The sequence below is a fragment of the Streptomyces sp. NPDC013317 genome (genome assembly GCF_055563155.1).
Map to the genome: position 1 here is coordinate 251,170 of NZ_JBVHDX010000009.1, position 25,282 is coordinate 276,451.

The 25,282-nt window shown below is 72.5% G+C and carries 19 protein-coding genes and 1 pseudogene; 13 read left to right on the forward strand and 7 right to left on the reverse strand.

Annotation, left to right across the window (positions count from 1 at the left end; translation table 11 throughout):
- Positions 1 to 11: 11 nt before the first annotated feature.
- Positions 12 to 1,556, forward strand: coding sequence for a hypothetical protein (locus ACZ3IJ_RS23940; RefSeq protein ID WP_467471264.1), 1,545 nt, complete (start codon positions 12 to 14; stop codon positions 1,554 to 1,556).
- Positions 1,557 to 1,584: 28 nt separating this feature from the next.
- Here the strand turns inward: ACZ3IJ_RS23940 and ACZ3IJ_RS23945 are convergent, their stop codons facing one another.
- On the reverse strand, positions 1,585 to 2,208 hold the full coding sequence (locus ACZ3IJ_RS23945; protein ID WP_467471265.1) for a class I SAM-dependent methyltransferase: 624 nt from the start codon (positions 2,206 to 2,208) through the stop codon (positions 1,585 to 1,587).
- A gap of 205 nt (positions 2,209 to 2,413) precedes the next feature.
- On the opposite strand from ACZ3IJ_RS23945, the gene ACZ3IJ_RS23950 reads away from it, so the two are divergent.
- The 4 genes from ACZ3IJ_RS23950 to ACZ3IJ_RS23965 all read left to right on the forward strand — a co-directional run bounded on the left by ACZ3IJ_RS23950 (position 2,414) and on the right by ACZ3IJ_RS23965 (position 11,395).
- Positions 2,414 to 4,576, forward strand: a complete 2,163-nt coding sequence (locus tag ACZ3IJ_RS23950; RefSeq protein ID WP_467471266.1) for an acyl-CoA dehydrogenase — start codon at positions 2,414 to 2,416, stop codon at positions 4,574 to 4,576.
- A 12-nt stretch (positions 4,577 to 4,588) separates the two neighbouring features.
- The gene (locus ACZ3IJ_RS23955) at positions 4,589 to 5,782 is read left to right on the forward strand and encodes a lipid-transfer protein (RefSeq protein WP_467471267.1); all 1,194 of its coding nucleotides are present in this window, start codon (positions 4,589 to 4,591) and stop codon (positions 5,780 to 5,782) included.
- A 49-nt stretch (positions 5,783 to 5,831) separates the two neighbouring features.
- A complete protein-coding gene (locus ACZ3IJ_RS23960) occupies positions 5,832 to 7,277 on the forward strand; it encodes an MFS transporter (RefSeq protein WP_467471268.1) in 1,446 nt (481 codons plus the stop codon).
- A 443-nt stretch (positions 7,278 to 7,720) separates the two neighbouring features.
- The gene (locus tag ACZ3IJ_RS23965; RefSeq protein WP_467471411.1) at positions 7,721 to 11,395 is read left to right on the forward strand and encodes a LamG-like jellyroll fold domain-containing protein; all 3,675 of its coding nucleotides are present in this window, start codon (positions 7,721 to 7,723) and stop codon (positions 11,393 to 11,395) included.
- A gap of 87 nt (positions 11,396 to 11,482) precedes the next feature.
- Here ACZ3IJ_RS23965 and ACZ3IJ_RS23970 read toward each other — a convergent pair whose 3' ends face one another.
- Together ACZ3IJ_RS23970 and ACZ3IJ_RS23975 are read right to left on the reverse strand one after the other, a co-directional pair.
- Positions 11,483 to 12,115: a response regulator gene (locus tag ACZ3IJ_RS23970; protein WP_467471413.1), complete on the reverse strand. Its 633-nt coding sequence runs from the start codon at positions 12,113 to 12,115 to the stop codon at positions 11,483 to 11,485.
- Positions 12,116 to 12,194: 79 nt separating this feature from the next.
- Positions 12,195 to 13,337, reverse strand: a complete 1,143-nt coding sequence (locus ACZ3IJ_RS23975) for a sensor histidine kinase (protein WP_467471415.1) — start codon at positions 13,335 to 13,337, stop codon at positions 12,195 to 12,197.
- A gap of 450 nt (positions 13,338 to 13,787) precedes the next feature.
- Here ACZ3IJ_RS23975 and ACZ3IJ_RS23980 point away from each other — a divergent pair, with 450 nt between their 5' ends.
- From ACZ3IJ_RS23980 to ACZ3IJ_RS23990, 3 genes are read left to right on the forward strand one after another with little or no spacing between them, the layout of a single operon-like run.
- Positions 13,788 to 14,642, forward strand: coding sequence for a MaoC/PaaZ C-terminal domain-containing protein (locus ACZ3IJ_RS23980; RefSeq protein ID WP_383294148.1), 855 nt, complete (start codon positions 13,788 to 13,790; stop codon positions 14,640 to 14,642).
- A gap of 14 nt (positions 14,643 to 14,656) precedes the next feature.
- Positions 14,657 to 15,733, forward strand: coding sequence for a Zn-dependent alcohol dehydrogenase (locus ACZ3IJ_RS23985; RefSeq protein WP_467471271.1), 1,077 nt, complete (start codon positions 14,657 to 14,659; stop codon positions 15,731 to 15,733).
- Positions 15,734 to 15,747: 14 nt separating this feature from the next.
- On the forward strand, positions 15,748 to 16,689 hold the full coding sequence (locus ACZ3IJ_RS23990) for a 3-oxoacyl-ACP reductase (RefSeq protein ID WP_383227361.1): 942 nt from the start codon (positions 15,748 to 15,750) through the stop codon (positions 16,687 to 16,689).
- Between the two features lie 221 nt (positions 16,690 to 16,910).
- Here the strand turns inward: ACZ3IJ_RS23990 and ACZ3IJ_RS23995 are convergent, their stop codons facing one another.
- Positions 16,911 to 17,048 (reverse strand): hypothetical protein, encoded by a 138-nt coding sequence (locus ACZ3IJ_RS23995; RefSeq protein ID WP_467471274.1) that lies wholly within the window; start codon positions 17,046 to 17,048, stop codon positions 16,911 to 16,913.
- Between the two features lie 35 nt (positions 17,049 to 17,083).
- A complete protein-coding gene (locus ACZ3IJ_RS24000; protein ID WP_467471276.1) occupies positions 17,084 to 18,199 on the reverse strand; it encodes a hypothetical protein in 1,116 nt (371 codons plus the stop codon).
- Positions 18,200 to 18,545: 346 nt separating this feature from the next.
- On the opposite strand from ACZ3IJ_RS24000, the pseudogene ACZ3IJ_RS24005 reads away from it, so the two are divergent.
- The 5 genes and pseudogenes from ACZ3IJ_RS24005 to ACZ3IJ_RS24025 form a co-directional block, all read left to right on the forward strand.
- Positions 18,546 to 19,319 (forward strand): annotated as a pseudogene (locus ACZ3IJ_RS24005) (ABC transporter substrate-binding protein); the annotation flags it as partial.
- A 243-nt stretch (positions 19,320 to 19,562) separates the two neighbouring features.
- Positions 19,563 to 20,381, forward strand: a complete 819-nt coding sequence (locus ACZ3IJ_RS24010; RefSeq protein WP_391797666.1) for a Nif3-like dinuclear metal center hexameric protein — start codon at positions 19,563 to 19,565, stop codon at positions 20,379 to 20,381.
- Entirely contained in the window at positions 20,378 to 21,121 is a 744-nt protein-coding gene (locus ACZ3IJ_RS24015; RefSeq protein ID WP_467471418.1) for a zinc ribbon domain-containing protein, read from the forward strand. Before ACZ3IJ_RS24010 ends, ACZ3IJ_RS24015 begins: the two co-directional genes overlap by 4 nt.
- Positions 21,121 to 22,647 carry a bifunctional RNase H/acid phosphatase gene (locus ACZ3IJ_RS24020; RefSeq protein WP_467471277.1) on the forward strand — a complete coding sequence of 509 codons (1,527 nt, stop codon included), beginning with the start codon at positions 21,121 to 21,123 and terminating at the stop codon, positions 22,645 to 22,647. The genes ACZ3IJ_RS24015 and ACZ3IJ_RS24020 overlap by 1 nt, the downstream gene beginning before the upstream one ends.
- Positions 22,648 to 22,721: 74 nt before the next feature.
- Positions 22,722 to 23,558 carry a GNAT family N-acetyltransferase gene (locus ACZ3IJ_RS24025; RefSeq protein ID WP_467471279.1) on the forward strand — a complete coding sequence of 279 codons (837 nt, stop codon included), beginning with the start codon at positions 22,722 to 22,724 and terminating at the stop codon, positions 23,556 to 23,558.
- A 21-nt stretch (positions 23,559 to 23,579) separates the two neighbouring features.
- Here ACZ3IJ_RS24025 and ACZ3IJ_RS24030 read toward each other — a convergent pair whose 3' ends face one another.
- Positions 23,580 to 24,212 carry a bifunctional 4-hydroxy-2-oxoglutarate aldolase/2-dehydro-3-deoxy-phosphogluconate aldolase gene (locus ACZ3IJ_RS24030; protein ID WP_467471281.1) on the reverse strand — a complete coding sequence of 211 codons (633 nt, stop codon included), beginning with the start codon at positions 24,210 to 24,212 and terminating at the stop codon, positions 23,580 to 23,582.
- A 221-nt stretch (positions 24,213 to 24,433) separates the two neighbouring features.
- Entirely contained in the window at positions 24,434 to 25,207 is a 774-nt protein-coding gene (gene yaaA, locus ACZ3IJ_RS24035) for a peroxide stress protein YaaA (protein ID WP_467471283.1), read from the reverse strand.
- Between the last annotated feature and the right edge of the window lie 75 nt (positions 25,208 to 25,282).

The window sequence follows — 25,282 nt, forward strand, 5'->3', positions numbered from 1 at the left end:
CGCCGCCCGGAATGCCGCCGTCACCACCACCCGCACCACCGGAATCCAACCCGGCGCAGGCCGTCCTCGTCGGGTTGCTGAACCTCTCCTGCCTCGGACTCGGCTACGTCCTGCTCAGGCAGTGGATACCGGCCGCCGTCTGCTGGCTGGCGACCGCCGTCCTGCTGTTCGTGGCGCTGCCCGCCGACGTGGACGGAGTCCCCGGCGGCGTGCTCGTCGGCTACGGCGCCGTCCTGCTGGCGGCCGCCGCCGACGGGGCCCGGCGCGGGCTGCGGGCCCCGCTCGTGCTCGGCGGCGCACCGGGCGCCGCGCGGCGGCGGCTCGTGCTTCCGCTGGCCCTCGCGCTGGTTCTCCTCGCGGTGGCGGTCGGCGGCTCGGTCGCCTACGGCGCGGCGCGGGACGAGGCCGTGGAGCAGTCGCTCCTGGCCCGTCTCGCCGCGGCGGACCGGGAGGTGAAGTCGGTCGAGGGCCAGAGCTTCGGCGGCGCCGAGCACACGTACCGCAAGGCGCTCGCCGTCTACCAGGAGCTCGGTACGAAGCACGCGGGCTCGCGGGCGAGCAAGCTCGTCCCCGACCGGCTCGCGGAGTACTACGCGTCCGTCTCCGCCCCGTACGCGCAGAAGAAGTACTGCGAGGCCGTCCCGGGCCTCCGGCATCTGCGGGCCCTGCCGGAGACGGTGGACCGCGGGCTGCTCGCCGGGCTGACGGGGAAGGCGGACGACCCGCTGGCCCACTCCTGGTACGAGTGCGGGGTGGCCGGACTCGGGGGCGCGGGCACTGAGGCGGCGGCCGCGGAACACCTGAACGCACTGCGGTCGACGTTCCCGCGGTCCCCCTACACGGGGAGGGTCGAGCCCGCGGTCCGCGAGAGTCTCAGGACCAAGGCCGCGGCGGTGTCCACCGGCGCCTGCGCGGCCGTCGTCGGGCTGCGGAGCTTCGACACCTCGGTCGACGGACTCCGGCCGGAGACCACCTTCGCCGCCGTCGCGCGCGACACGGGCGAGGAGATACGGAAGGGCGACTTCGCCTGCGGGGTCGAGCAGTTCAAGGGCAAGGAGTTCTCCGACGCCCTCCGGACGATGACGGAGTACACCGAGCAGTACCCGGGCAGCCCGCAGGCCGCCCACGCCAGGTCCATCGCGATCGCCGCCGAGATAGCCGGGGAGACGCCGGCCGCGGGCGACCGGCTGCCGTCCGCGACGGCCCCCGGCGGCTCACGGATGGTCATGGTGGTGTCCAACGACGGCCCGGGTGAGGTCGAGCTGCTCTACACCGGGCCGGTGACCGGCCGGGTCACGCTGAAGGCGTGCGGCGGCTGCACGGCGTACGGAAGCAGCCTGCGTCTCGGCGCGCCGAAGCCCAAGGTGTGCAGCGGTCCGTCCTCGAAGTACCCGAAGGCGACGCTCGCGCTGCCCGCGGGCTCGTACCACTTCCTGCAGAAGAGGACGGGAACGGCGGGCTCGCTCTCGGCGGCGGACAAGTCGAGCACGGCGAAGGTCGAGCCGGGGTACAGCTACACGAACTGCCTCTACGTCACATCGGGGTTCGGCTTCTGACGGCCGGCCCCGCGGGCCCGGGCCGGTCCTAGCGGCGCCGCAGTACGCGCATCGAGTCCGTGACCGAGACCTCCTCGAAGTCGCCGGACTCCAGGGCCCTGAGGTAGATGCGGTACGGGGCCTGGCCGCCGTCCTCCGGGTTCGGGAAGACGTCGTGGATGACGAGCAGACCACCGGCGGCGACCTTGGGCGCCCAGCCCTCGTAGTCGTTGGTGGCGTGCTCGTCCGTGTGTCCGCCGTCGATGAAGACGAGTGCCAGCTCGCCCGCCCAGACCTTCGCGACCTGCGGCGAGCGGCCGACCACGGCGATCACGTGGTCCTCCAGGCCCGCCCTGCGCAGGGTCCGGCGGAAGGTGGGCAGGGTGTCCATGAGGCCCACCTCGGGGTCCACGACCGTCGGGTCGTGGTACTCCCACCCCGGCTGCTGTTCCTCGCTGCCCCGGTGGTGGTCCACGGTCACCGCGACGGTCCCGGCCTCCCGGGCCACGTCGGCCAGCAGGATCGTGGAGCGCCCGCAGTAGGTCCCGACCTCCAGGAGCGGCAGCCCGAGCTTGGCGGCCTCGGTGGCGGCGGCGTGCAGCGCGAGCCCCTCGTCGACGGGCATGAAGCCCTTGGCGGCCTCGAAGGCGGCGAGGATCTCGGGCGCGGGCATGGGTCCTCCTACTGGCGGGTACGCAGGTGCGAGCGCCCATCGTGCCCTACGCGCCCCACCCGGACCACACCGTCCCGCCGCCGGACACCTCGCCCGCCGCTCTCCGCGCCGGTGAACCGTCCGGGTCCGGCTCCTCTCCGGTGCTCGACGGATCCGGCCTCTTTCTGACCTTCCGTCAGATTGGAACGTGTTCTAGTCTGCGCGCATGGGCATCGGAATCACGCAGGAACAGCGGGAGTTGGCCCGGGCCGTGCGCGGGTGGTTCGCTCGGGCCGTGCCGTCCGAGGACGTGCGGAAGCTGCTCGACGCGCCCGCCGGGAGTGCCGTGGGGCGGCCCGCGTACTGGGACGCGCTCGCCGAGCAGGGGCTCCTCGGGGTCCATCTGGGAGAGGCCTACGGGGGTGGGGGCGGCGGGCTCGTCGATCTGGCCGTCGTGCTGGAGGAGGCCGCGCGGGCGCTGCTGCCGGGGCCGTACCTTCCCACCGTGCTCGCCGCTGAGGTCCTGCGCCGCGCGGGCGCGGCCGGGCTCGTCGCCGAGCTCGCGAGCGGCGCCCGGGTCGGCGCCGTCGCCCTCGGAGCCGGCGGGCTGACCGCCGTCGAGACCGAGGGTGGGCTGCTCCTCGACGGCGCCGCCCCGCCCGTCCTCGGCGGCGCCCAGGCCGACCTGCTGATCCTGGCCGCGAGCACCGCGCACGGTGTCGTCTGGGCCGCCGTGGACGCCGGCACCCTCTCCGTCCGCCCGCACGAGAGCGCCGACCCCACCCGGCCGACCGCCCGGATCACGGCCGACGGGACGCACGTGCCCGCCCACCGGATCCTCGACCTCGACCCCGCCCTCGTACCGGACCTCGCCGCGGTGCTGTACGCCGCCGACGCCTGCGGGAACGCCGCCCGGGCGCTGGAGACGGCGAGCGAGTACGCGAAGACGCGCGAGCAGTTCGGGCGTCCCATCGGGCAGTTCCAAGGGGTCAAGCACCTCTGCGCAGACATGCTGGTACGGGTCGAGCAGGCCCGGGCGCTCACCTGGGACGCGGCCCGGTCCACCGAGGACGAGGCGCGCTCCCTGACCGCCGCGCTCGCCGCCGCCACCGCCCTCGACGCCTCCTACAGCTGTGCCAAGGACTCCATCCAGATCCTCGGCGGCATCGGCTTCACCTGGGAGCACGACGCGCATCTCTCGCTGCGCCGCGCCCTCGTCGCACGACAGCTCCTCGGCGCGGGCGACACCCATCGCGCGTACGCCCTGCGGCTCGCGGCGGACGGCGTACGGCGCGAGCTGAGGCTCGAACTGCCGCCGGAGGCCGACGCGTACCGCGCCGCCGCGCGCGAGGCGATCGCACCCGCCACCGGGCTCGACCCGGGGGCCGCCCGCCGCGCCCTCGCCGCCACCGGATACGCCTCCCCGCACCTTCCCGCACCGTACGGTCTCGGCGCCGGACCGCTCCAACAGCTCGCGGTGCAGCGCGAGCTGGACGCGGCCGGGATCGTACTCGGCGGGCTCGGGATCGCCACCTGGGTCGTCCCCTCCCTCCTCGCGTACGGAACGGCCGAGCAGCAGGAGCGCCACCTCGCCGCCACCCTCCGCGGCGAACTGCTCTGGTGCCAGCTCTTCTCCGAGCCCGGCGCCGGATCCGACCTCGCGTCCCTGCGCACCCGGGCGGAACGCACCGAGGACGGCCGCTGGCGGATCAACGGACAGAAGGTGTGGACGAGCGCCGCCCAGTGGGCCGACCACGGCATCCTGCTCGCCCGTACCGACCCCGACGCCCCCAAGCACAAGGGGCTCACGTACTTCCTCGTCGACATGAAGAACACGCCCGGGATCGACATCCGCCCGCTCAAGGAGATCACCGGCGACTCGCTCTTCAACGAGGTGTTCTTCGACGACGTGCTCCTGCCCGCCGACTCCGTCGTCGGCGAGGTGAACGACGGCTGGCGGGTCGCGCGCAACACCCTCGGCAACGAGCGCGTCCACATGGCCGACCAGGTCGCCTTCGACTCGGGGCTCGAAGCGCTGATCGAACGGGCGGCCGGCGCCGACAGCTCGGTACGCGTACGGATCGGGGCCCTGGCGGCCGAGGCGCACGCGCTCGCCTGCATCGGCCTGCGGACCACGATGCTCCAGGTCTCCGGCCTGGAACCGGGCGCCGGGGCCAGCGTCCGCAAGCTCGTCCAGACCGTCCATCAGCAGAAGCTCGCCGAGCTGACGCTCGAACTGCTCGGCCCCGAGGGCGCGGTACGGGAAGGACCGGGGGAGCGGGCGGTCCACGGGCTGCTGATGTCCCGCTGCCTCACCATCGCGGGCGGCACCACACAGGTCCAGCTCAATGTCGTCGCCGAGCGCCTGCTCGGCCTGCCGAGAGACTGAGGGGCAACGAACATGGGGAAGACGTACATCGTCGGCGTCGGGATGACGAAGTTCGAGAAGCCCGAGACGCGCGACTGGCAGTACTGGGACATGGCGCGCGAGGCGGGGACGGCGGCGCTCGCCGACGCCGGAGTCTCCTACGACCAGGTCGAGCAGGTCCCCGTCGGCTACTGCTTCCAGGCCTCGACGGCCGGGCAGCGCGCGGCGTACGAACTCGGCCTGACCGGCGTACCCGTCTACAACGTCAACAACAACTGCGCGACGGCCTCGACGGCGCTGATGATGGCCCGGCAGTTCGTCGCGGGCGGGGCGAGCGACTGCGTCCTCGCCCTCGGCTTCGAGAAGATGGCGCGCGGAGCGCTGGGGGGCGGTTCCGAAGGCGGAGACTTCGAAACGTCGCCGGTGGCGCGGCACTACGGGATCATGGCCGCCGGCCACGGCTTCGAGATGAGCCCCCCGACCGCGCAGATCTTCGGCAACGCGGCCCGCGAGCACATGGAGCGCTACGGGACGACCGAGGCCCAGCTCGCGGCCGTCGGCGCCAAGAACCACCGGCACTCGGCCGACAACCCCAACGCCCAGTTCCAGGACGTCTACTCGGTCGAGGAGATCCTCGCCGCCAAGACGATCCACCGGCCCCTCACCAAGCTGCAGTGCTCGCCCACCTCCGACGGTGCGGCGGCGGCGGTCGTGGTCTCGGAGCGGTTCGTCGTCGAGCACGGGCTGCACGACAGGGCCGTCGAGATCGTGGCCCAGTCGATGACCACGGACACGGAGGAGTCCTTCGCCTCGGGCTCGTGCATCGACGCGGTCGGCCGGCCGATGTCGCGCGCCGCGGCCCGGCAGGTGTACGAGACATCGGGCCTCGGCATCGAGGACGTCGACGTGGTCGAACTGCACGACTGCTTCTCCATCAACGAGCTGCTCACCTACGAGGCGCTCGGCATGTGCGAGGAGGGCGCCTCGGGCAAGCTCGTCGAGTCGGGCGCGACGACGTACGGCGGGCGATGGGTCGTGAACCCGTCCGGCGGACTCATCTCGAAGGGGCATCCGCTGGGTGCCACCGGTCTCGCCCAGACCGCCGAACTGGTCTGGCAGCTCCGCGGCGAGGCGGGCCCGCGCCAGGTCGAGGGGGCCCGCGTCGGCCTCGCCCACAACATCGGGCTCGGCGGCGCGGCGGTCGTCACCATGCTCCGGAGGTCGTAGGACTCATTCCCCATGTACGGGGCGCAGAGCGTCTGCGACCATCACACGCATGGTCCACACCGAGTCCGCCACGTCCGGCGCCACAGAGCCCACCCCGACACGCCCCACCCCGCGCGCCTGGCTCGTCGTACTCGCCGCGTGCGCGGGGCAGTTCCTCGTGGTCCTCGACGTGTCGGTGGTGAACGTTGCCCTGCCCTCGATGCGGACCGATCTCGGCCTCTCGGCCACCGGTCTCCAGTGGGTGCTCAACGCCTACTCCATCGCGTTCGCCGGGTTCATGCTGCTCGGCGGGCGGGCCGCCGATCTCTTCGGCCGTAAGCGGATGTTCCTGCTCGGGCTCGGCCTCTTCACCGCGGCCTCCGTCGCGGGCGGGCTCGCCCAGGAGGGCTGGCAGCTGATCGCCGCGCGCGCCGTGCAGGGTCTCGGAGCCGCCGTTCTCGCGCCCGCGACGCTCACCATCGTGACCGCCGCCGTTCCGGCCGGTCCCGCCCGGACCCGGGCGATCGGAACCTGGACGGCGGTCGGCGCCGCAGGCGGCGCGGCGGGCGGCTTCGTCGGCGGAGTGCTCGTGGACCTCCTCTCCTGGCGCTGGGTGCTCCTCATCAACGTCCCCGTCGGGGTCCTCGTCCTGATCGGTGCCGCGCTGTGGCTGAGCGAGAGCCGCACCGGCGCCCGCCGGCGGCTCGATCTGCCGGGCGCCGTCCTGGTGACCGGCGGCCTCGCCTCCGTCGCGTACGGCATCGTGCAGACGGAGGAGGTGGGCTGGGGCGCGGCGGCCACCCTCGTTCCGCTGCTCGGGGGCCTCGCACTCCTCGCGGTCTTCGTCGCCGTCGAGGCGCGGACGGCGGCCCCGCTGATGCCGCTGAAGCTCTTCCGCTCGCGGGCGGTCTCGGCCGCCAACGTGTCGATCCTGCTGGCGGGTTCCACCTCCTTCGCCATGTGGTTCTTCATGACGGTGTACGCCCAGAACGTCCTCGGCTACACCCCGCTCCAGGCCGGACTGGCCCTGATCCCCAGCTCGGTCAGCGTCATCGTGGGCTCCAAGCTGGCGCCCCGGCTGATGCCCACGACGGGTGCCCGCAACCTCGCGGTCATCGGCGCCCTGGTCGCCGCCGTCGGCTTCGGCTGGCAGTCGACCATGACGGCCGACGGCACCTTCCTGACGACCATCCTGGGCCCCGGCATCCTGATGATGGCCGGCATCGGCCTGCTCACCACCCCGCTCGCCACCCTCGCCACCTCCGGCGCCGCGCCCGCCGACGCCGGCCTCGTCTCCGGCCTGGTCAACACCTCCCGCACGATGGGCGGCGCCCTGGGTCTGGCCGTCCTCTCCACGGTGGCCGCCGCCCGGACGGCGGGTGCCACCAGTCCCGCCGCCCTGACGGAGGGTTACGCCCTGGCGTTCCGCACGGCGACGGGGGTCCTGCTCGCGGCGGCGGTCCTGATGCTGCTGTGGCTGCCGAGTGGCGGAAAGACACACCCCAACGAGGCGTGATCTTGCCCACAAGGCGATCCGGCAGGTCGGCGGTCACGCTTGGTGCCCCATTCGGATTGCGAGGATCCGTTTGCGGATGCGCCCCAGGATGCGCCCCAGGGTGCGACGCGGTGAACGCGGGACTCACAGTTGGCATATTCCCGGGAGCCTGTCGGAAGCGTGAGTCCTCCGCCTCCGAGGGCGTCGGCCCGTCGACCCTCACGCTCCGTGACATCGAGGCCTTTCGCTGAGCGTCGCCGCCCGCCGGCATGTGCGTGTTTCGCTGCTCATGGGGGTTCTGGGCCGATCGCCGTGTCGATCGACATTCTTGACTGCGCGAAGCGCGATGCCGTTGGGTGACCCACCTGCTGAGTTCTTCTGCATAACTAGGGGTGGGGATGGTGAAGAGGCAGTGGGCGCGTCAGCGTGCCCGCAGCTCGACGATTGCCTTGTCGGCACTCGTCATGGCGCTGGGTCTTCCGGCGCCGGCGGTACAGGCGAACGGGCCGTCGGCACAGGCGCCGACGGCACAGAACACCAAGCTCGACGAAGGCCACCGCGCACTCGCGGAAGCCAAGGAGTCGGGCAAGCGCGTGGAGGTCCAGGGAGAACGCACCGAGCGGGGCACGGTGTTCGCCAACCCCGACGGCTCCACCTTCACGCTCGAACAGTCCACGGTCCCGGTCCGGGTCGCCAAGCCCGGTGGGGGCTGGCAGACGCCGGACCCGACGCTCATCCGTCGCACCGACGGCTCGATCGGTCCCAAGGCGGCCTCGGCCGTCATGACCTTCTCGGGCGGGGGCTCCGCGGGCCCGCTCGTCAGCATCGAGGAGCAGGGGCGCTCGCTCGAGCTCGGCTGGCAGCAGGGGAAGCTGCCCGCACCCGTCATCGACGGAAGCAGTGCCCTCTACCGTGAGGTGCTTCCGGACGTCGACCTGAAGGTCACCGCCACCGTCGAGAGCTTCCAGCACGTCCTGGTGGTCAAGACGCCGAAGGCGGCAGCCAACCCGAAGCTGAAGGAACTCACCTTCGGCCTCAAGGCCAAGGGCCTGGACATCCGCAAGGGCGCCGCAGGCAACCTCAGCGCCGTCGACGGGACCGGGAAGACGGTCTTCCGCGCACCGCCGGCGCAGATGTGGAACTCGGCGGGTTCGTCCGTCGGGACACCGGCGACGCCGAAGCGTTCCGCCGGGACCGCGGCGAAGCAGAGCCCCGCGTCGCCCGCCTCGCCCGTGTCGCCGTCCTCGGCCGACTCCACGCAGCCGCGCACACCGGCCGACCCGTCCGAGACGGGGCCGTCCGGCAAGGGCCTCGCCCCCGGTCAGGGCGACAAGGTCAAGCGGATGCAGGTCAAGCTGGCCACGGGCATCCTGTCCGTCGTACCGGACCCTGCCATGCTCGCCACGACCGACACCTCGGCGTACCCCCTCTTCATCGACCCGACGGTGACGTGGGGCGAGTCGGAGCGGACACTGCTGCGCAACGACGGCTACGAGTCGTACGGCTGGAGCAACGGCGACAACGACCAGGGCCAGGGTGTCGGCAAGTGCGGCAGCTGGAACGGCTACTACTGCGGCCCCGGCTATGTGCAGCGCCTCTACTTCGAGTTCGCGCCCGACCAGCTCAAGGGCAAGCGCGTCCTCGACGCGACCTTCGCGGTGACCGAGCCGTGGGCGTTCCAGTGCGCGGACCGGCTGGTCGATGTCGTCCGCACCGACAACATCTCCTCCGCCACGACCTGGGCCTCCCGGCCCAAGGAGCTGGACTGGATGGTCGACCGGTGGGTCTCGGCCGGCCGCGGCTCGCTCTGCGACCCCGACTCTCCCGACGCTCCCATCGAGTTCAACGACAACCCGGAGGAGCCCAACGAGAACCTCACGCCGACCGTGCGCGACTTCGCGGCGGGCAAGTTCTCGCGGCTCACGCTGGAAGTGCGCGCCAACGACGAGTCGGACACCTCGGCCTGGAAGCGGTTCAAGAACGACGCCGTGCTCCGGGTCGACTACGTCGCACTTCCGGCGTCACCGACCGGCGTCGGTATCGTGGGCGGATCCGGCACGGTCTGCAGCGCCAACGCCGCCGACCCGACGATCGTCTCCGACCCGACCCCGACGCTGACCTCGACGCCCCAGACCGCCGCCGGCGGTGAGTCGGGCGCCAAGCTGAAGGCGTGGTTCCGTGTCGAGAAGCAAGCCGCTGACGGCACCTGGACACAGTCCGGCGTCCCCATTCCCAGTGGCGCCAACTTCGTCGGTGACAACGTCAAGGTCACGCACTCGTGGGGCACCACTCTCACCGAAGGGCCGCTCCACCGGTACACCACGCTGACCCAGGTGTTCTACGACAGCGGTTCCCACGCGGGTTCCTCGGCCTACATGCCGTACTGCTACTTCAAGGTCGACGCCACCGCTCCCAAGGCCCCCACGGTGACGTTCAACGGTCCGTACCTCGAGTGCCTGCCCAACAACTGCACGGCCGCCGGGGCTCCCGGCGTGGCCGGTGACTTCACCTTCGGCCCCGCCGCCGGCGACACCAACAAGCAGTACGAGTACCGGCTGGCCCCCACCACCACATGGACGACACTCGCCGCCGGAGTCCTGAAGGCGACCGTCAAGCCGCCGTCCTCGGGGACGTACGTCCTGGAGGTGCGGGCCAAGGACACCCTGGGCCGCGCCGGTTCCACCAAGGCGGTCTCGTTCAAGGTCGCGACCGGCGCCGACCCCGTCGGCCGCTGGAACTTCGCCGAGAGCTCCGGCGCGGCCGTGGACAGCGCCCCGACGGGCGGAGCCTCCAACGCCACGCTGACCGGCGGGGTGAACAGGGACGACCGTGGCCGCCGCGGCCTGATCACCCACGACGACCAGGGAGCGCCGCTGGCGACCCCGGTGACGGACAAGGGGCTCGGCTTCGACGGCACCAACGGCTACGCCGCCACCGGCGGCCCTGTCGTCGGCACCGGATCGTCGTACACCGTCTCCACCTGGGTCCGTCTGGAGGACGGCACTCGCACCAACACGGCCCTCAGCCAGGACGGAAGCATGACGCCCGCCTGGTACAGCGCCTTCTACCTCGGCTACCGGTCGGACTCGAAGAAGTGGGAGCTGCGCACCTCGCCGAAGGACGCGACGGACGGCGACATCAGCAACCAGATCGTTCAGTCCAAGCGCCCGGCGGTGCTGGGCGTCTGGACGCATCTGGCCGCCGTCTACGACAACGACGCCAAGGTGATCAAGCTCTACGTCAACGGTGAGCTCCAGGGCACGGACACCGTCGCCCAGTCGTGGGTGTCGACCGGCCGGCTTCAGGTCGGGCGCGTCTGGTGGCGCGGCGCGTACTACGACTACTGGAAGGGATCGATCGACGAGGTCGCCGCCTGGCAGCGCACCCTCAACGACTCCGAGATCGCCGAGGAGGCCCGGCTCACACTGCCCGGCGGCATGACGGGCGTGGAGCTGGTCGCCGACTGGTCCGCCACCGGCGCCTCCGGTACCTCCGTCGCCGACTCCACGTCGGGCTACGGCCGTGCGCTGACCCTGGCGGGCGGCGCGGCCGTCTCCGGCGAGGAGATCGTCCTCGACGGCGTGGACGACGCGGCCACCACCGCGGGCCCGGTCGTCGACGACATGGGTTCGTTCACGGTGTCGACGCAGGTGGCGGTCGACCGCGACAAGGCGCTGGGGAAGGCCGACGGCTACGTCGGCCAGGTGGTCGGCCAGCGCACGGCGGACGGCTCTTCCTGGGGCCTCTGGTTCAAGAAGACCGGCAGCAAGACGGTCCTCAACGAGGACACCATGGAGGAGGAGACCGTCCCGGTCGGCTACTGGTTCTTCGGTCGGCTGAACAGCGACGGAACCTTCTCGGCGGTGCAGTCGGACTCCGAGGCTGTCCTCGGGGCCACCGTCCGTCTGACGGGGATCTTCGACGCCCAGAGCGGTGAGATCGCGCTTCGAGTCGGCAGCTCGCAGAACGGCGACTGGAAGGCGTACACCGCCCAGGCCGGCACCGGCGAACTCGCCGTCGGCAAGGGTATGACCGGCGCGGCGTGGAAGCACTTCCTGCCGGCCAAGGTCGCCGACGTACGGATCTGGGTCGGTGCGATGAACAACGAGAACCAGATCGAGGCTCAGATCGGCTCCTGACCGGAACCGGCCTCGTCGGGCCGGGCACCCTCGCTTGCGCGCTGGTGCCCGGCCCGATCCATGCCGTGGGTCGGGCGGGCACGGGTCCTACAGCCACCCCTGGCGGCGCGCCGCCCGGACCGCTTCCATGCGGTTGCGGGTGCCCGTCTTGCCGATCGCCGAGGAGAGGTAGTTGCGGACGGTCGACTCCGAGAGGTGGAGGGTCCTCGCGATGTCCGCGATCGTCGCGCCGTCCACCGAGGCCGCCAGGGCGTCCCGTTCGCGCGCTGTCAGAGGGTTCGGGCCCGCGCTGAGGGCGGCCGCGGCGAGGGCCGGGTCGATGACCGTCTCGCCGCGGAGGACCTGGCGGATGGCGTTCGCCAGTTCCTCGACGGGACCGTCCTTCACCAGGAAGCCCGCCGCACCCGCCTCCATCGCGCGACGGAGGTAGCCGGGGCGGCCGAAGGTCGTGAGGATGAGGACCCGGCAGTCGGGGACCTCGTCGCGAAGGTCCGCGGCGGCGTCGAGACCCGAGCGCCCGGGCAGTTCGATGTCCAGGAGCGCGACCTCCGGCCGGCTCTTCAGCGCCGCGTCCACGATCTCGTCGCCCCGGCCCACCTGGGCGACGACCTCGAGGTCGGGCTCCATACCGAGCAGCAGCGCGAGCGCGCCCCGCATCATGCCCTGATCCTCGGCGAGGAGGACTCTCACGGACTTCGCCGGGCGGTGGTCCTGCGGCATCTCGTTCACGAGAAACAGCGTAGATCGGGCGCCCCGTGGGGGCGCGTTCGGCGGATGACCCGGCAGTCGGCGTCGCACGTCAGCACGGCTGCACCGCTTCCCCTGACGTCCCGGACCCCACGGGGAGTTCGGCGCTGACGCGGAACCCACCGCGGGGGGCCGGTCCCGAGTCGAGGGTGCCGCCGACGGTCGCAAGGCGCTCGCGCAGGCCTCTCAGGCCGCTGCCCGTGGTGCCGGGTGAGGCACCGTGGCCGTTGTCCACAACGGTGAGTCGGACCCGGTCGGGGGTGCCGCCGACGTCGATCGTGCAGCGGGTCGCGCCGCTGTGCCGCAGCGTGTTGGTGACCGACTCACGTACGACCCAGCTCAGCAGCGCCTCCGTCGCGCTCTCCAGGGGCGGGCCCGACTGTCGGACCACAGCCTCTATGCCGGCCGACGACAGTGCGTCGCGGGCCCGGTCCAGCTCGGTGGCGAGGCTGCCCTCGCGATAGCCCGTGACGGCCTCGCGGATCTCCGTGAGGGCCTGGCGTCCCACGGACTCGATGTCGGCGACCTGCGCGAGCGCGGCGTCGACGTCGCGCGGGGCGAGCCTGCGGGCCGCCTCCGACTTCACCACGATCACGGAGAGCGTGTGGCCGAGCAGGTCGTGCAGGTCCCGGGAGAACCGCAGCCGCTCCTTCTCGACGGCCGTCCTCGCCAGTTCCTGCCGTGTCGCGCGCAGTTCCCGGACCGTCTCCGACAGGGCGAGGATGGCGGCCGTCACCATCGCCGAGATGAACGTGCCGTAGGCCACGTTGATCGCGCCCCAGCCGTCCCGTATCCCCGCGACCACGGCCGCCGTCACGCTGAGGGGGAAGACCACCTGCGGGAGCCGTCGGCCGCGGGTGACCGATCCGGTGGCGAGGCCGAGCAGCGGGAAGTAGAGGAGGTACGGACCGCCGTAGGCGATGCCCAGCCCGAGGGTGACGGCCGCCATCGCGGCCAGCAGCCACCATGTGAGGGCGGATTCGCGTTTCCTGCGGTCGAAGGCCCGGAAGACGACGGAGATGTAGAGGGAGTTGAAGGCCAGCAGTCCCAGGCCGGTGATCAACGGGTTGGACGACTTGCCCTGAATCAGGTGGGACACCGCTCCCATGCCCATGAGCAGCCAGGGCACCATCGACAGTCTGTTGGGCGGGCCCATCCCCTCGGCTCCCCACTCCTTCTTCCCCTTCCTGCGCATGGTCCCCCTCCTCACACCGTCCTGGCCGATCGACGGCACGAGACCGCCGGTCAGGTCGATGCGGTCCACGGCGCACACGCCGCCGTACGTCTTGGTCGTGGCCTCGAAGACCACCGCGGGCTCGTTCGTCATGCCATCGAAGCTACGGACCGCCACCCCTCCCGCGGCAGGAGTGGATGTACGGACCTCGCAGGGACAAATGTCCTGTCCCGCCGAGGCGGCAGCCCGGATGAACCGGAACTGACATACCGTCAGGCAGGGCTCCCCCAGGGGGTTCTCAACTCACTCCCGCTCGGCTATACATGAGGATCACCGACCTAGAACGCGTTCTAGAACGGGCGTGTACGGGACGGTCCCGCACGGCCTCGGTGCGGCCGACGGTGCGGACGGCCGCACCGAGGTCTTCCACTCGTCGAGGATCCTCACGGATCTCCAAGGAGCAGCATCCCCATGCCCATTGATGCCGCCAAGGCCGTCGCCGCCGAGCCCCGCAGCGCCGAGATCACCTGGGGCCACAAGGACGTCCAGCTCTACCACCTGGGACTGGGCGCCGGTACCCCGGCGACCGACCCCGACGAGCTCCGCTACACCCTCGAATCCAGGCTCCACGTCCTGCCCAGCTTCGCCACCGTCGCCGGCGCCGGCATGGGAGTCGTCGGCGGGCTCTCCGCGCCCGGCGTCGAGGTGAACCTCGCCGCCGTCCTCCACGGCGGCCAGGCGATCACCCTCCACCGGCCGCTCCCCGCGCAGGGCAGGGCCGTCACCACCTCCCGGGTCGCCGCCGTCCACGACAAGGGCAAGGCGGCCGTCCTCGTACTGCGGTCCGAGGTCGCCGACGACGACGGACCGTTGTGGACCAGCGACGCGCAGATCTTCGTACGGGGAGAGGGTGGCTGGGGCGGCGACCGCGGACCCTCCGAGCGCCTCGAACTCCCCGACCGCGACCCCGACAAGACCGTCGAGCGGCCCGTACGGGAGGACCAGGCGCTGCTCTACCGGCTCTCCGGCGACTGGAACCCCCTCCACGCCGACCCCGAGTTCGCCGAGCTCGCCGGCTTCGACCGGCCGATCCTCCACGGACTCTGCACGTACGGCATGACCCTCAAGGCGGTGGTGGACACGGTGCTCGGCGGCGACGTCGCCCGCGTCCGCTCGTACCGCACCCGATTCGCCGGGATCGTCTTCCCGGGCGAGACCCTGCGTATCCGGATGTGGACCGGGGACGGCCGCGTCCAGGTGTCGGTCACCGCCGTGGAGCGCGAGGACGCTCCCGTGCTCGCCGACACCCTCGTCGAACATTCGTGATTGGAGCCCGCACCATGCGCGCAGCCGTACTGCACGAGATCGGCCAGGACAAACTGGAGGTCCTCGACGACGTCGAGGCGGTGGGCTTCGGCCCCGGCAAGGTGAAGATACGGGTCAGGGCGACCGGACTGTGCCACTCCGACGTCTCCGCCATGAGCGGCGTGCTCCCGCAGCCCGCCCCCTTCATCCCCGGCCACGAGGGCGCGGGCGAGATCATCGACGTCGGCGACGGCGTCACCGGGCTCGGCGAAGGGCAGCGGGTGCTGCTCTGCTGGCTGCCCGCCTGCGGGGCGTGTCCCGCCTGCAAGCGCGGCCAGACCCAGCTCTGCCTGGCCGGGTTCATGAACGCCGGCACCCCCAACTTCCGAAGGCCCGGAGGGGAGGTCTTCGGCTTCGCGGGGACCGGCACGTTCACCGAGGAGGTCGTCGTGGACGCCGGCTGCGCCGTCCCGATCCCCGACGACGTGCCCTTCGACATCGCCGCCCTCATCGGCTGCGGCGTCACCACCGGGCTCGGCGCGGCCATCAACACGGCGAAGGTGGAGGCCGGTTCCTCGGTCGCGGTCATCGGCTGCGGCGGCGTCGGCATCTCCGCGATCCAGGGCGCCAAGCTCCAGGGAGCCGCCCAGATCGTCGCCGTCGACCCGGTCGAGTCCCGGCGCGACGCCGCCCTGCGCTTCGGCGCCACCGAGGCGGTCGCCCCCGACGCGCTCGCCGACGCCAAGCAGCGCATCACCGCGGGAGAGGGCTTCGACTACGTCTTCGAGGTCGTCGGCAGGTCCGCGACCGCCCGGACCGCGTACGAGACGACCCGGCGCGGCGGCACGCTCTGCGTCGTCGGCGCGGGCGCGCTCGACGACTACCTGCAGCTCAACATGTTCGAGCTGTTCTTCGACGAGAAGCGCATCCTGCCGTCGATGTACGGGGGCGGTGACGTGCTGCGCTCGTACGAGCGGGCCATCGCGCTCTGGCGGGCCGGCCGGATCGACCTGGAGTCCCTGATCACCCACCGGGTGCCGCTCTCCGGGATCAACGAGGCGCTGGAGCAGATGCGGACGGGTGTCGCGCTGCGCACCTGCATCGAGATCTGAGAGGACGCGAACCGATGTCACTCCCTCTTGAGGGACTGTCCGCGATCGTCACCGGCGCGGGCCGGGGCCTGGGCCGGGCCGAGGCGCTGGAGCTCGCCCGGCTGGGTGCGGCCGTCGTCGTCAACGACTACGGGCAGCCGGGGCGCGACGGCTCCGGCGAGGCGTCCGCCACCCCCGCCGAGGAGGTCGCCGCGGAGATCCGCGCGGCGGGCGGCCGGGCCGTCGCGCACCTCGGCGACGTCGCCGACTTCGAAGCGGCGCGGGGCCTGGTGGACCTGGCGGTGGGCGAGTTCGGGAAGCTGGACATCCTGGTCAACAACGCGGGCATCCTGCGGGACCGGATGGTCTTCTCGATGAGCGAGGACGAGTGGGACTCGGTGATCCGGGTCCATCTGAAGGGCCACTTCAACACCACGCACTTCGCGGCGGTGCACTGGAGGGGGCGGGCGAAGGCGGGGGAGTCCGGTGTGTACGGCCGGATCGTCAACACCTCGTCGGAGGCGTTCCTCGCGGGCTCCGCCGGCCAGCCGAACTACGCGGCGGCCAAGGGCGGGATCGTGGGGCTCACCACGTCGACTGCGCTCGCGCTCGCGAAGTACGGCGTGACGGCGAACGCGATCTGCCCGCGGGCGCGGACCCGGATGACGGAGGACGTCTTCGCGGGCTTCGCCGAGCCGACGGAGGGCGAGCTGGACGCGCTGGCGCCGGAGCACGTCGCACCGGTCGTGGGATATCTGGCGTCCCCGGCCGCGGCGGCCGTCAACGGTCAACTGCTCGTCGTGCACGGCGGGATGGTCGCGATCGTGGAACGCCCGAGGGTGGCGGCGAAGTTCGACACCGCGAAGGACGCGTTCACGTACGAGGAGCTCGACGGGCTGTTGTCCCCGCACTACGCGTCGCGCCCGGCGGGCGAGACGTTCGCGGCGGCGGAGGTCCTGGGCCTGAAGCGGGGCTGAGGCGCGGGAGACGCGGGAGACGCGAACAGCCCCGGGGATTCCCCGGGGCTGTTTCGGCGTGGTCGCGATAACCGCCCGGCGTGTACCGCCTGACGTGTACCGCCTGACGTGTACCGCTCGGCCCGTACCGCTCCGTGACCACTGCGCCGAGCCGAGCCTGCGCCGAGCCGAGCCTGCGCAGCCTCGACCGCTGCTCGGCGTCGACTACTGCTCGGCGTCGACTACTGCCCCGCGTCGCGGCGGTGGCGGCCGTGCGGGGAGGACGTCGAGTCCTCCGACGGCGACGCCTCGCCCCGGTGCTTTCCGGAGCCCTGCGGCTCCGTGCCGTCCGTACGCGCTTCCGACATGGTGGAACTCACCCCGTAATGATCGCTGTTGTCGTGCGGCCGAGAGTCTAACCAGCGGCCTTACGGTCTGCGAGGGGCGCCTGCTGGAGCGGGACCGGGCGGCACACGCGCGGCTCGACGCCGACCGTGACCTCGGCCGGCTCGGGGTCCGGCGGGACGTCGAGACCGACGAGACCGCAGGGCGTCTCCGAGGTCGTGTACGGAAGTCTCAGCACGCCCTCCGCGGTCCACACCCCCGACCCTGCCAGCCAGCCCACCGGAGCCGCAAGCTGGTGCATCCGGCGCCCCGCGGGGCGCCACATCCCGACCCAGCTCCCGGCCGCCGCGTCGATCCGCAGCGCCACCGCGCAGCTCTCCGGCAGCAGTACCTGCCCCGGCTGCACGGCGAACGGGGTCACCGCAGCGTCATCGAGCCGCAGGCACTCGGGGAACCGGACCGGCAGCAGACTGCCGAGCACGCCCCAGCCGAGCCGCTCGTGGCCGGGGGAGGGGGCGTCGGAGCGGATGAGGAGCAGTCCGCTGTCCGGATCGGCCGTCAGCAGCCGGTCGTTGCTCTCCTCGGTGATCTGGAGCAGCGGCGTCACCTCGCCCCCGCGCTCCAGGTCGACCGCCACCGCCTTCACCGGTCCGTCGCCGAGGCTGCGGTCGAGGGCGAGCATCCGTCCCGTACGGTCCAGCCAGACGCCGCCCGTACAGCGGCCCTTGACCTCAGCGACCTGCTCCGGACCGAACGCCCCGCCCGCCACCAGCCAGATCGTGGTGGTGGCCGCGCCGACGCACATCGCGTACGCGCAGATGCCGTCCGGGGAGGGCGGCAGAAGGACCAGCTCGTCGGACTCGACCGCCCCCAGGGGGAGTTGACCCGTCCTCGGGCCCGTCGGGTACAGCAGGGAGAACGTGTGCCGGCGGCCGTCCACCCGGCGGCCGATCAACACCCGTCCGTCCGCGAGCGGAAGCAGCTGGGTGTGGGACTCCTCGGGCTGGTCGAGCGGCAGCGGTACGGCGTACGGCTCCGGCCCGTCCAGCGTCCAGCGCTCCGCGTACAGGGCGTCCCCCGTGCCGGCGAGCCGCGCCGCGTACGCCCCGTTCGCCGTGATCGTGAACCGCGCCGGCCGCACCGCGCCGTCGTCGTTCGTCGTCTCCTCGATGGCACAGGCTGTCATCGACTCGTCACCTCCGGCCACCGAAGCTAGTTTTCGCACTTCCTGCCGAACAACACGAGCCCGGTCACTTCACACATAAGGGTGGCCGTGAATCGATTCTGCTGAGGGTAGGGAGCCGGTTGTGCTGGAGAGGTGAGTGGTGCTCAAGGTAAGGCGATCCTAAGTGGAGCCTGTGACTCCGGGTATGGGGCCTGCGTAACGCCTCTCCCGGACCGGGTGCGTAGGGGGTCCTGGCCCGGCCTGTGATCCGGCCGCGGACCGGCTCGCGCGTCGCTCGCGCGCCGGTTCCACCTGGGGTCCGAGCCGCCGTCCCGGTGCCCGTACAGGAGAATCCCCACGTCCCTCCGCCGTCGCACTCGCCGTCGCTCTCTCCCTCGCGGCCTGCGGAAACGGTGACGACACGTCGCGCGCCGCCTCCGGGAAGAAGGAGGGCGCCTCCAAGAAGGACGTCGCCACGGGCGGCAAGGACTTCGGCGACGCGGCCGCCGAGACCGAGGCCATGGGTGCGGACGCCAAGCCGGCCGGTTCCCGCGCACCCTCACCCACGCGCTCGGCACGACCGAGATCTCCGCGGCGACGAAGAGGGTCGTCGTCCTCGACGTCGGCGAGCCCGGCAACGTCGTCTCGCTCGGCATCTAGCCCGTCGGATACGCCCTTCCCGAGGGGGACGATGGCATCCCCACGTATCTGAAGAAGGACGCCGGAGCCCCAAGTCCGTCGGCACCCTCAACAACCTCAACCTCGAGGCGATCGCCAATCTGGAGCCCGTCCTGATCCTCGGCAGCTGGCTGAGCGCCCCGGACACGTACGACGAGCTGTCGAAGATCGCCCCACCGTCTTCTCCATCCGCCCCGGCCTCACCTGGAAGGAGAACCACGTCCTGAACGCCGCGGCCCTGGACAGGACCGCCGACGCGAAGGCGAAGCTCGCCGCGTACGAGACGAAGGCGAAGCGGCCGGGCACGGACATCGGCCCGGACAAGCCGTCCGCCTCGATGGTCCGCTACCTCCCGGGCAAGATCCGCCTCCACGCCAAGGCGTCCTTCATCGGCACGATCCTCGGGGACGCGGGTCTGCCCCGGCCCGCGAACCAGGGGGTCGACGACCTGCGCGCCGACCTCGTCGAGAAAGAACGACGCGCAGTCGCGCACGAGCGACGACGCGATCGCGCGACGAGGCGCATGAGCGATCACGCGACGACGACCGAACGCGCGACGACGATGCGAACGCGCGGCGACGACCGAACGCGCGGCGACGACCGAACGCGCGGCGACGACCGAACGCGCGACGGTGGGGTGCGGTGGCCCGTCGGGGTTGTCCACAGGCAGGACGGCGCGGCACGCAGGCCAGGTAGCCTTGCCTCCGTGCCCCGTCTGTCTGAAGTCATCGCCGCGCTCGACGCTCTCTGGCCGCCCGAGCGGGCGGAGCAGTGGGACGCCGTCGGCACGGTCTGCGGCGACCCCGACGCCGAGGTCACCCGCGTCCTCTTCGCGGTCGACCCCGTCCAGGAGATCGCCGACGAGGCGATCGCGCTCGGCGCCGATCTGATCGTCACCCACCACCCCCTCTATCTGCGGGGTACGACGACGGTCGCGGCCTCGCACTTCAAGGGCCGCGTCGTGCACACGCTGATCAAGCACGACATCGCCCTGCACGTGGCGCACACCAACGCCGACACCGCCGACCCCGGAGTCTCGGACGCCCTCGCCGGCGCCCTCGACCTTCGGATCACCGGCCCCCTGGTCCCCGAGAACAACCTCGGCCGGATCTGCGAGCTGGACCACCCCGAGACGCTGGCCGAGTTCGCGGCCCGCGCCGCCAAGCGGCTGCCCGCCACCGCGCAGGGCATCCGGGTCGCCGGAGACCCGGGGATGACCGTCCGCCGGGTCGCGGTCAGCGGCGGCTCGGGCGACAGCCTCTTCGACGCCGTACGGGCCGCGGGCGTGGACGCCTTCCTCACCGCCGACCTGCGCCACCACCCGGTGTCCGAGGCCACCCAGCACGCGCCGATCGGCCTGGTCGACGCCGCCCACTGGGCCACCGAATGGCCCTGGTGCGAGCAGGCCGCCGCGCAGCTCGACGAGATTTCCGACCGCCACGGCTGGGACCTGCGTGTCCACGTCTCGAAGACGGTCACCGACCCCTGGTCCTCCCATCACACCTCCCCTGGAGCCCCCAACTGAACGCCGCGCCCGCCGACCAGATCCGACTCCTCGACGTCCAGGCCCTGGACGTCCGTCTCCAGCAGCTCGCCCACAAGCGCCGGTCGCTGCCCGAGCACGCCGAGATCGAGTCGCTGAACAAGGACCTGACGCAGCTGCGCGACCTGCTCGTCGCCGCGCAGACCGAGGAGAGCGACTGCGCCCGCGAGCAGACCAAGGCCGAGCAGGACGTCGACCAGGTCCGCCAGCGCGCAGCGCGGGACCAGCAGCGCCTGGACTCCGGAGCCGTCTCCTCCCCGAAGGACCTGGAGAACCTCCAGCGCGAGATCACCTCGCTCGCCAAGCGCCAGGGCGACCTGGAGGACATCGTCCTCGAGGTCATGGAGCGCCGTGAGTCGGCGACCGAGCGGGTCGCCGAGCTGACCGAGCGCGCCTCCGCCGTCCAGGCCAAGGCCGACGACGCGACCGCGCGCCGCGACGCCGCGCAGAGCGAGCTGGACACCGAGGCGGCGTCGGTCGGCAAGGAGCGCGAGCTCGTGGCCGGTTCCGTCCCGGCCGACCTGCTGAAGCTCTACGAGAAGCTGCGCGAGCAGCAGGGCGGTGTCGGCGCGGCGCGGCTGTACCAGCGCAAGTGCGAGGGCTGCCACATCGAGCTGAACATCACCGAGCTGAACGAGGTCCGGGCGGCCGCCGCGGACACCGTCGTGCGGTGCGAGAACTGCCGTCGGATCCTGGTTCGCACCTCGGAGTCCGGCCTGTAATGACGGCCGTCAGGGAAGTCGTCGTCGAGGCCGACGGGGGATCCCGGGGGAACCCGGGGCCCGCCGGATACGGCGCGGTCGTCCTGGACCCGGCGACCGGCGAGACGCTCGCGGAGCGCGCCGAGTACATCGGGGTCGCCACGAACAACGTCGCCGAGTACAAGGGCCTGGTGGCCGGGCTGAAGGCGGCGCGTGAGCTGTTCCCCGACGCCGCGGTGCACGTCCGGATGGACTCCAAGCTGGTCGTCGAGCAGATGTCCGGCCGCTGGAAGATCAAGCACCCGGACATGAAGCCGCTCGCGGCGGAGGCGTCCCGGGTCTTCCCCGCGCACCAGGTCCGTTACGAGTGGATCCCGCGCGAGAAGAACAAGCACGCGGACCGGCTCGCGAACGAGGCGATGGACGCGGGCAAGCGCGGCCGGCAGTGGGAGCCTTCGGCGTCCTCGGCGGCCCTGGACGCCTCGGCGGCGCGCAGCGCGGCGCCCGCGGGTCCTCCCGGCGACGCGGCGGCGGGCGCGGCCCGCGCGAGAGCGGCACTGGCAGGCGCGGGCACGGGCACGGGCACAGGCACGGGTACGGGCTTCGGCGAGGGTACGGGTACAGGCACGAGCACCGGCTTCGGCGCGGGTGCGTCGTCCGGCGCGCGTTCGGGTACCGGCTCCGGTACGGGTACGTCCTCCGGCACCCGCACGGGCTCCGCCGGTGCGGGTGCCCCGGCCGGTGACGGTCTGTTCGCCGCCGAAGAGGCGGTCGCGGCGCAGGCCCGCGCCTCCCTCGCGGCCGCCGCCACGGCCGAGCGCGAGTCCGCGGCGAGCGGCGACTTCGAGGCCGAGGCCGGCGTCCGCGGCCACGAGCCCGCACCGGCCGCGCCCGCCGCGCCCGGGTGGGGGGCTCCCGACATGGGGGCGCCGGCCACGTTCGTCCTGCTCCGGCATGGCGAGACCGCGCTCACGCCCGAGAAGCGGTTCTCCGGGAGCGGGGGTTCCGACCCCGAGCTGTCCGCCGCCGGGCTGCGTCAGGCCGACGCCGTCGCCGCCGCGCTCGCCGCGCGCGGCACGATCCAGGACATCGTCAGCTCGCCGCTCAGGCGGTGCCGGCAGACCGCCGAGGCCGTGGCCGCCCGCCTCGGACTCGACGTACGGATCGAGGACGGGCTGCGCGAGACCGACTTCGGTGCCTGGGAGGGACTGACCTTCGCCGAGGTGCGGGAGCGGTACGCCGACGACCTGGACGCCTGGCTCGCCTCGCCCAAGGCCGCCCCGACCGGCGGCGGCGAGAGCTTCGCGACCGTGGCGCGCCGCGTCTCGGCGACCCGGGACCGGCTGACCGCCGCGTACGCCGGCCGGACCGTCCTCCTTGTCACGCACGTCACGCCGGTGAAGACGCTGGTGCGCCTCGCCCTCGGCGCCCCGCCGGAGTCGCTGTTCCGGATGGAGCTCTCGGCTGCCTCGCTGTCGGCCGTGGCGTACTACGCGGACGGCAACGCCTCCGTACGGCTCCTGAACGACACCTCGCACCTGAGGTGACCTGAGCGGACCCGCGGGTGCGGGGCCACGGAATTCCGTGGCCCCGCACCCGCGTCCGTAGCAGCATCGTCGCCATGACATGGCACATCACCGAGGACGCCGCCGCCTTCCGGTCCGAGGCCGACGGCTACTTCGCCGCCGACCCCGCGCGCTCCACCATGCTGCTGACCATCAGCGAGGGCGCTCTCAGGCGGCCCCTCGCGTTCACGCGGTACGGCTGGTGGACCGAGCCGGAAGGCGACCGGGTCACGGGCGCCTTCCTCCTCACGCGGTGCGACGAGCCGGCGCTCGGCCCGATGCCGGAGACGGCCGCCCGGGCTCTGGCGCACGTCCTCCCGGGCGTGGCCGAGGTGAGGGCAGTGCGCGGGGAGGCGGAGACGGCCGAGGCGTTCGCCGGGGAGCTGTGCCGGGGGTCCGGCCGGTCCTGGACGACCACGCGCCGGATGAGGCTCCACCGGCTCGGCGGGCTCACGCCGCCGGATCCCGCGCCGCCGGGCCGGGCGCGGAGGGCGGGCGTCGCGGACATCCCGCTCGCCGTGGAGTGGATGCGGCACTACGCCCGTGACATCGGCGAGGACGGCGACGTCGACTACACCCCGAACGTCGAGGCCCGGGTCGCCGAAGGCAGGCTCCACCTCTGGGAGACCGAGGACGCCGGGCCGGTGTCGATGGCGGGCGTCACGCCGGTCGTCGCGGGTCAGGCCCGGATCTCATCCGTGTTCACGCCCGCCGAGCGGCGTGGTCGGGGATACGCCGCCGCCGTCACCACCGCGGTCAGCCGGACGGCCCTGGACGAGGGCGCCGAGCAGGTGCTGCTCTTCACCGACGTCGCCAACCCCACGAGCAACGCGCTGTACCGGCGGCTCGGGTACCGCCCCGTCGTCGACCACGTGGGTCTCACGCTCTCCTGACGCGGCGCTCCTGGCGCCCCGTCAGCGAGCGCGCAGCCCCGCCGCCTCGCGCGCCAGGGACTCCACGCGCGCCCAGTCGCGGGCCGCGAGGGCGTCGGCGGGCAGCATCCACGTACCGCCGACACATCCCACGTTGGGAAGCGAGAGGTACGACGGGGCCGAGTTCAGGGAGATGCCGCCGGTCGGGCAGAACCGGGCCTGGGGGAGCGGGCCGGAGAGCGACTTCAGATACGGAACGCCGCCCGCCGCCTCCGCAGGGAAGAACTTCATCTCGCGCACCCCGCGCTCGAGGAGCGCCACGACCTCCGAGGTGGTGGACACCCCCGGCAGGAACGGCGCACCGGAGGCCCGCATGGCGTCCAGCAGGCTCTCGGTCCAGCCGGGGCTCACCAGGAAGCGCGCTCCCGCGCCGACCGCGTCCGCGACGCCCGCGGGGGAGATGACGGTGCCCGCGCCGACGACGGCGTCCGGCACCTCGGCGGCGATCGCGCGCACGGCGTCGAGGGCGGCGGGGGTCCGCAGCGTCACCTCGATCGCGGGCAGACCACCCGCGACCAGGGCACGGGCGAGCGGTACGGCGTCGGCGGCGTCCTCGATCACCACCACCGGGACGACGGGGGCGAGGTCGAGGACGGAGCGCAGCGCGGAGGTCATGGACGTCATCCTGCCCGCGTGCGACAACCTGCGCAACGAGCGTTGCGCACCGTGCAACGCGCGTGAGGTCAGGTCCATCCGCCGTGCCCGGCCCGTGCGCCGGGGACGCCGTGCCCGGCGCACGCGTGCCCAGCGCACGCCTTCCCGGCGCACGCCTTCCCGGCGCCCGGGTGCTCGGCCCTGTGTGCCCGGCCCGTGTGCTCCGCCCCTGGCACCGACCCCTAGTGGATCTCGTCCACCAGCACGTCCAGCACCCCCGCCTGCTTCCCCTCCCCCTCCTCCACCACGTACTTCAGATCCCTCAGCGCCTCCACCAGCTCCACCGGGTCCTTCGGAGCCGCGCCGGCCTCCAGGAGGCTGCGCACGATCCGCCCCTTGGTCGCCTTGTTGAAGTGGCTGACCACCTTCCGCGTCGGCGCGTGCAGCACCCGCACCGTCGCCGTCCGCGCCGCCACCTCGCCCTTGGGCCGCCAGGCCGACGTGTACGCCGAGGACCGCAGGTCCAGGACGAGGCCGTCCCCCGCCGCCTCCGGCATCACGGTCGCCATCGCGCCCCGCCAGTGCGTGCCCAGCGCTCCGAGCCCCGGCAGCTTCACGCCCATCGAGCAGCGGTACGACGGAATCCGGTCGTCCACCCGCACCGCACCCCACAGCCCCGAGAACACCAGGAGCGACGCCCGAGCGCGCTTCCGGGCCGCCGCGTCCAGCGTGGCCAGGCCCAGCGCGTCGTACAGCACCCCCGTGTAGATCTCGCCGGCCGGCCGGGCGCCCGCCGTCCGCAGCTCGATGTTCTTGGCGATCTCGCCGCGCAGCCCCTCGCTCAGCCCGAGCACCTCGCGCGCCTTCTCCTCGTCGGCGGCGCACAGCTCGACCAGTTCGTCGAGGACCGCCGCCCGTGCCCCGGCCAGGCCCGGCAGCGACAGGGACTCCGGCTTGAGCGGCGCCCCGCGCCCCGACGCGGCCTTACCCTCCGACGGCGGCAACAGCACGAGCACGGTGGTTCTCCTTCGTACGTTCAGGGGCTGGGGGTGCGGCCCCAGAGCGTTCAGCCTACAAAGTGCCGGGCCCCG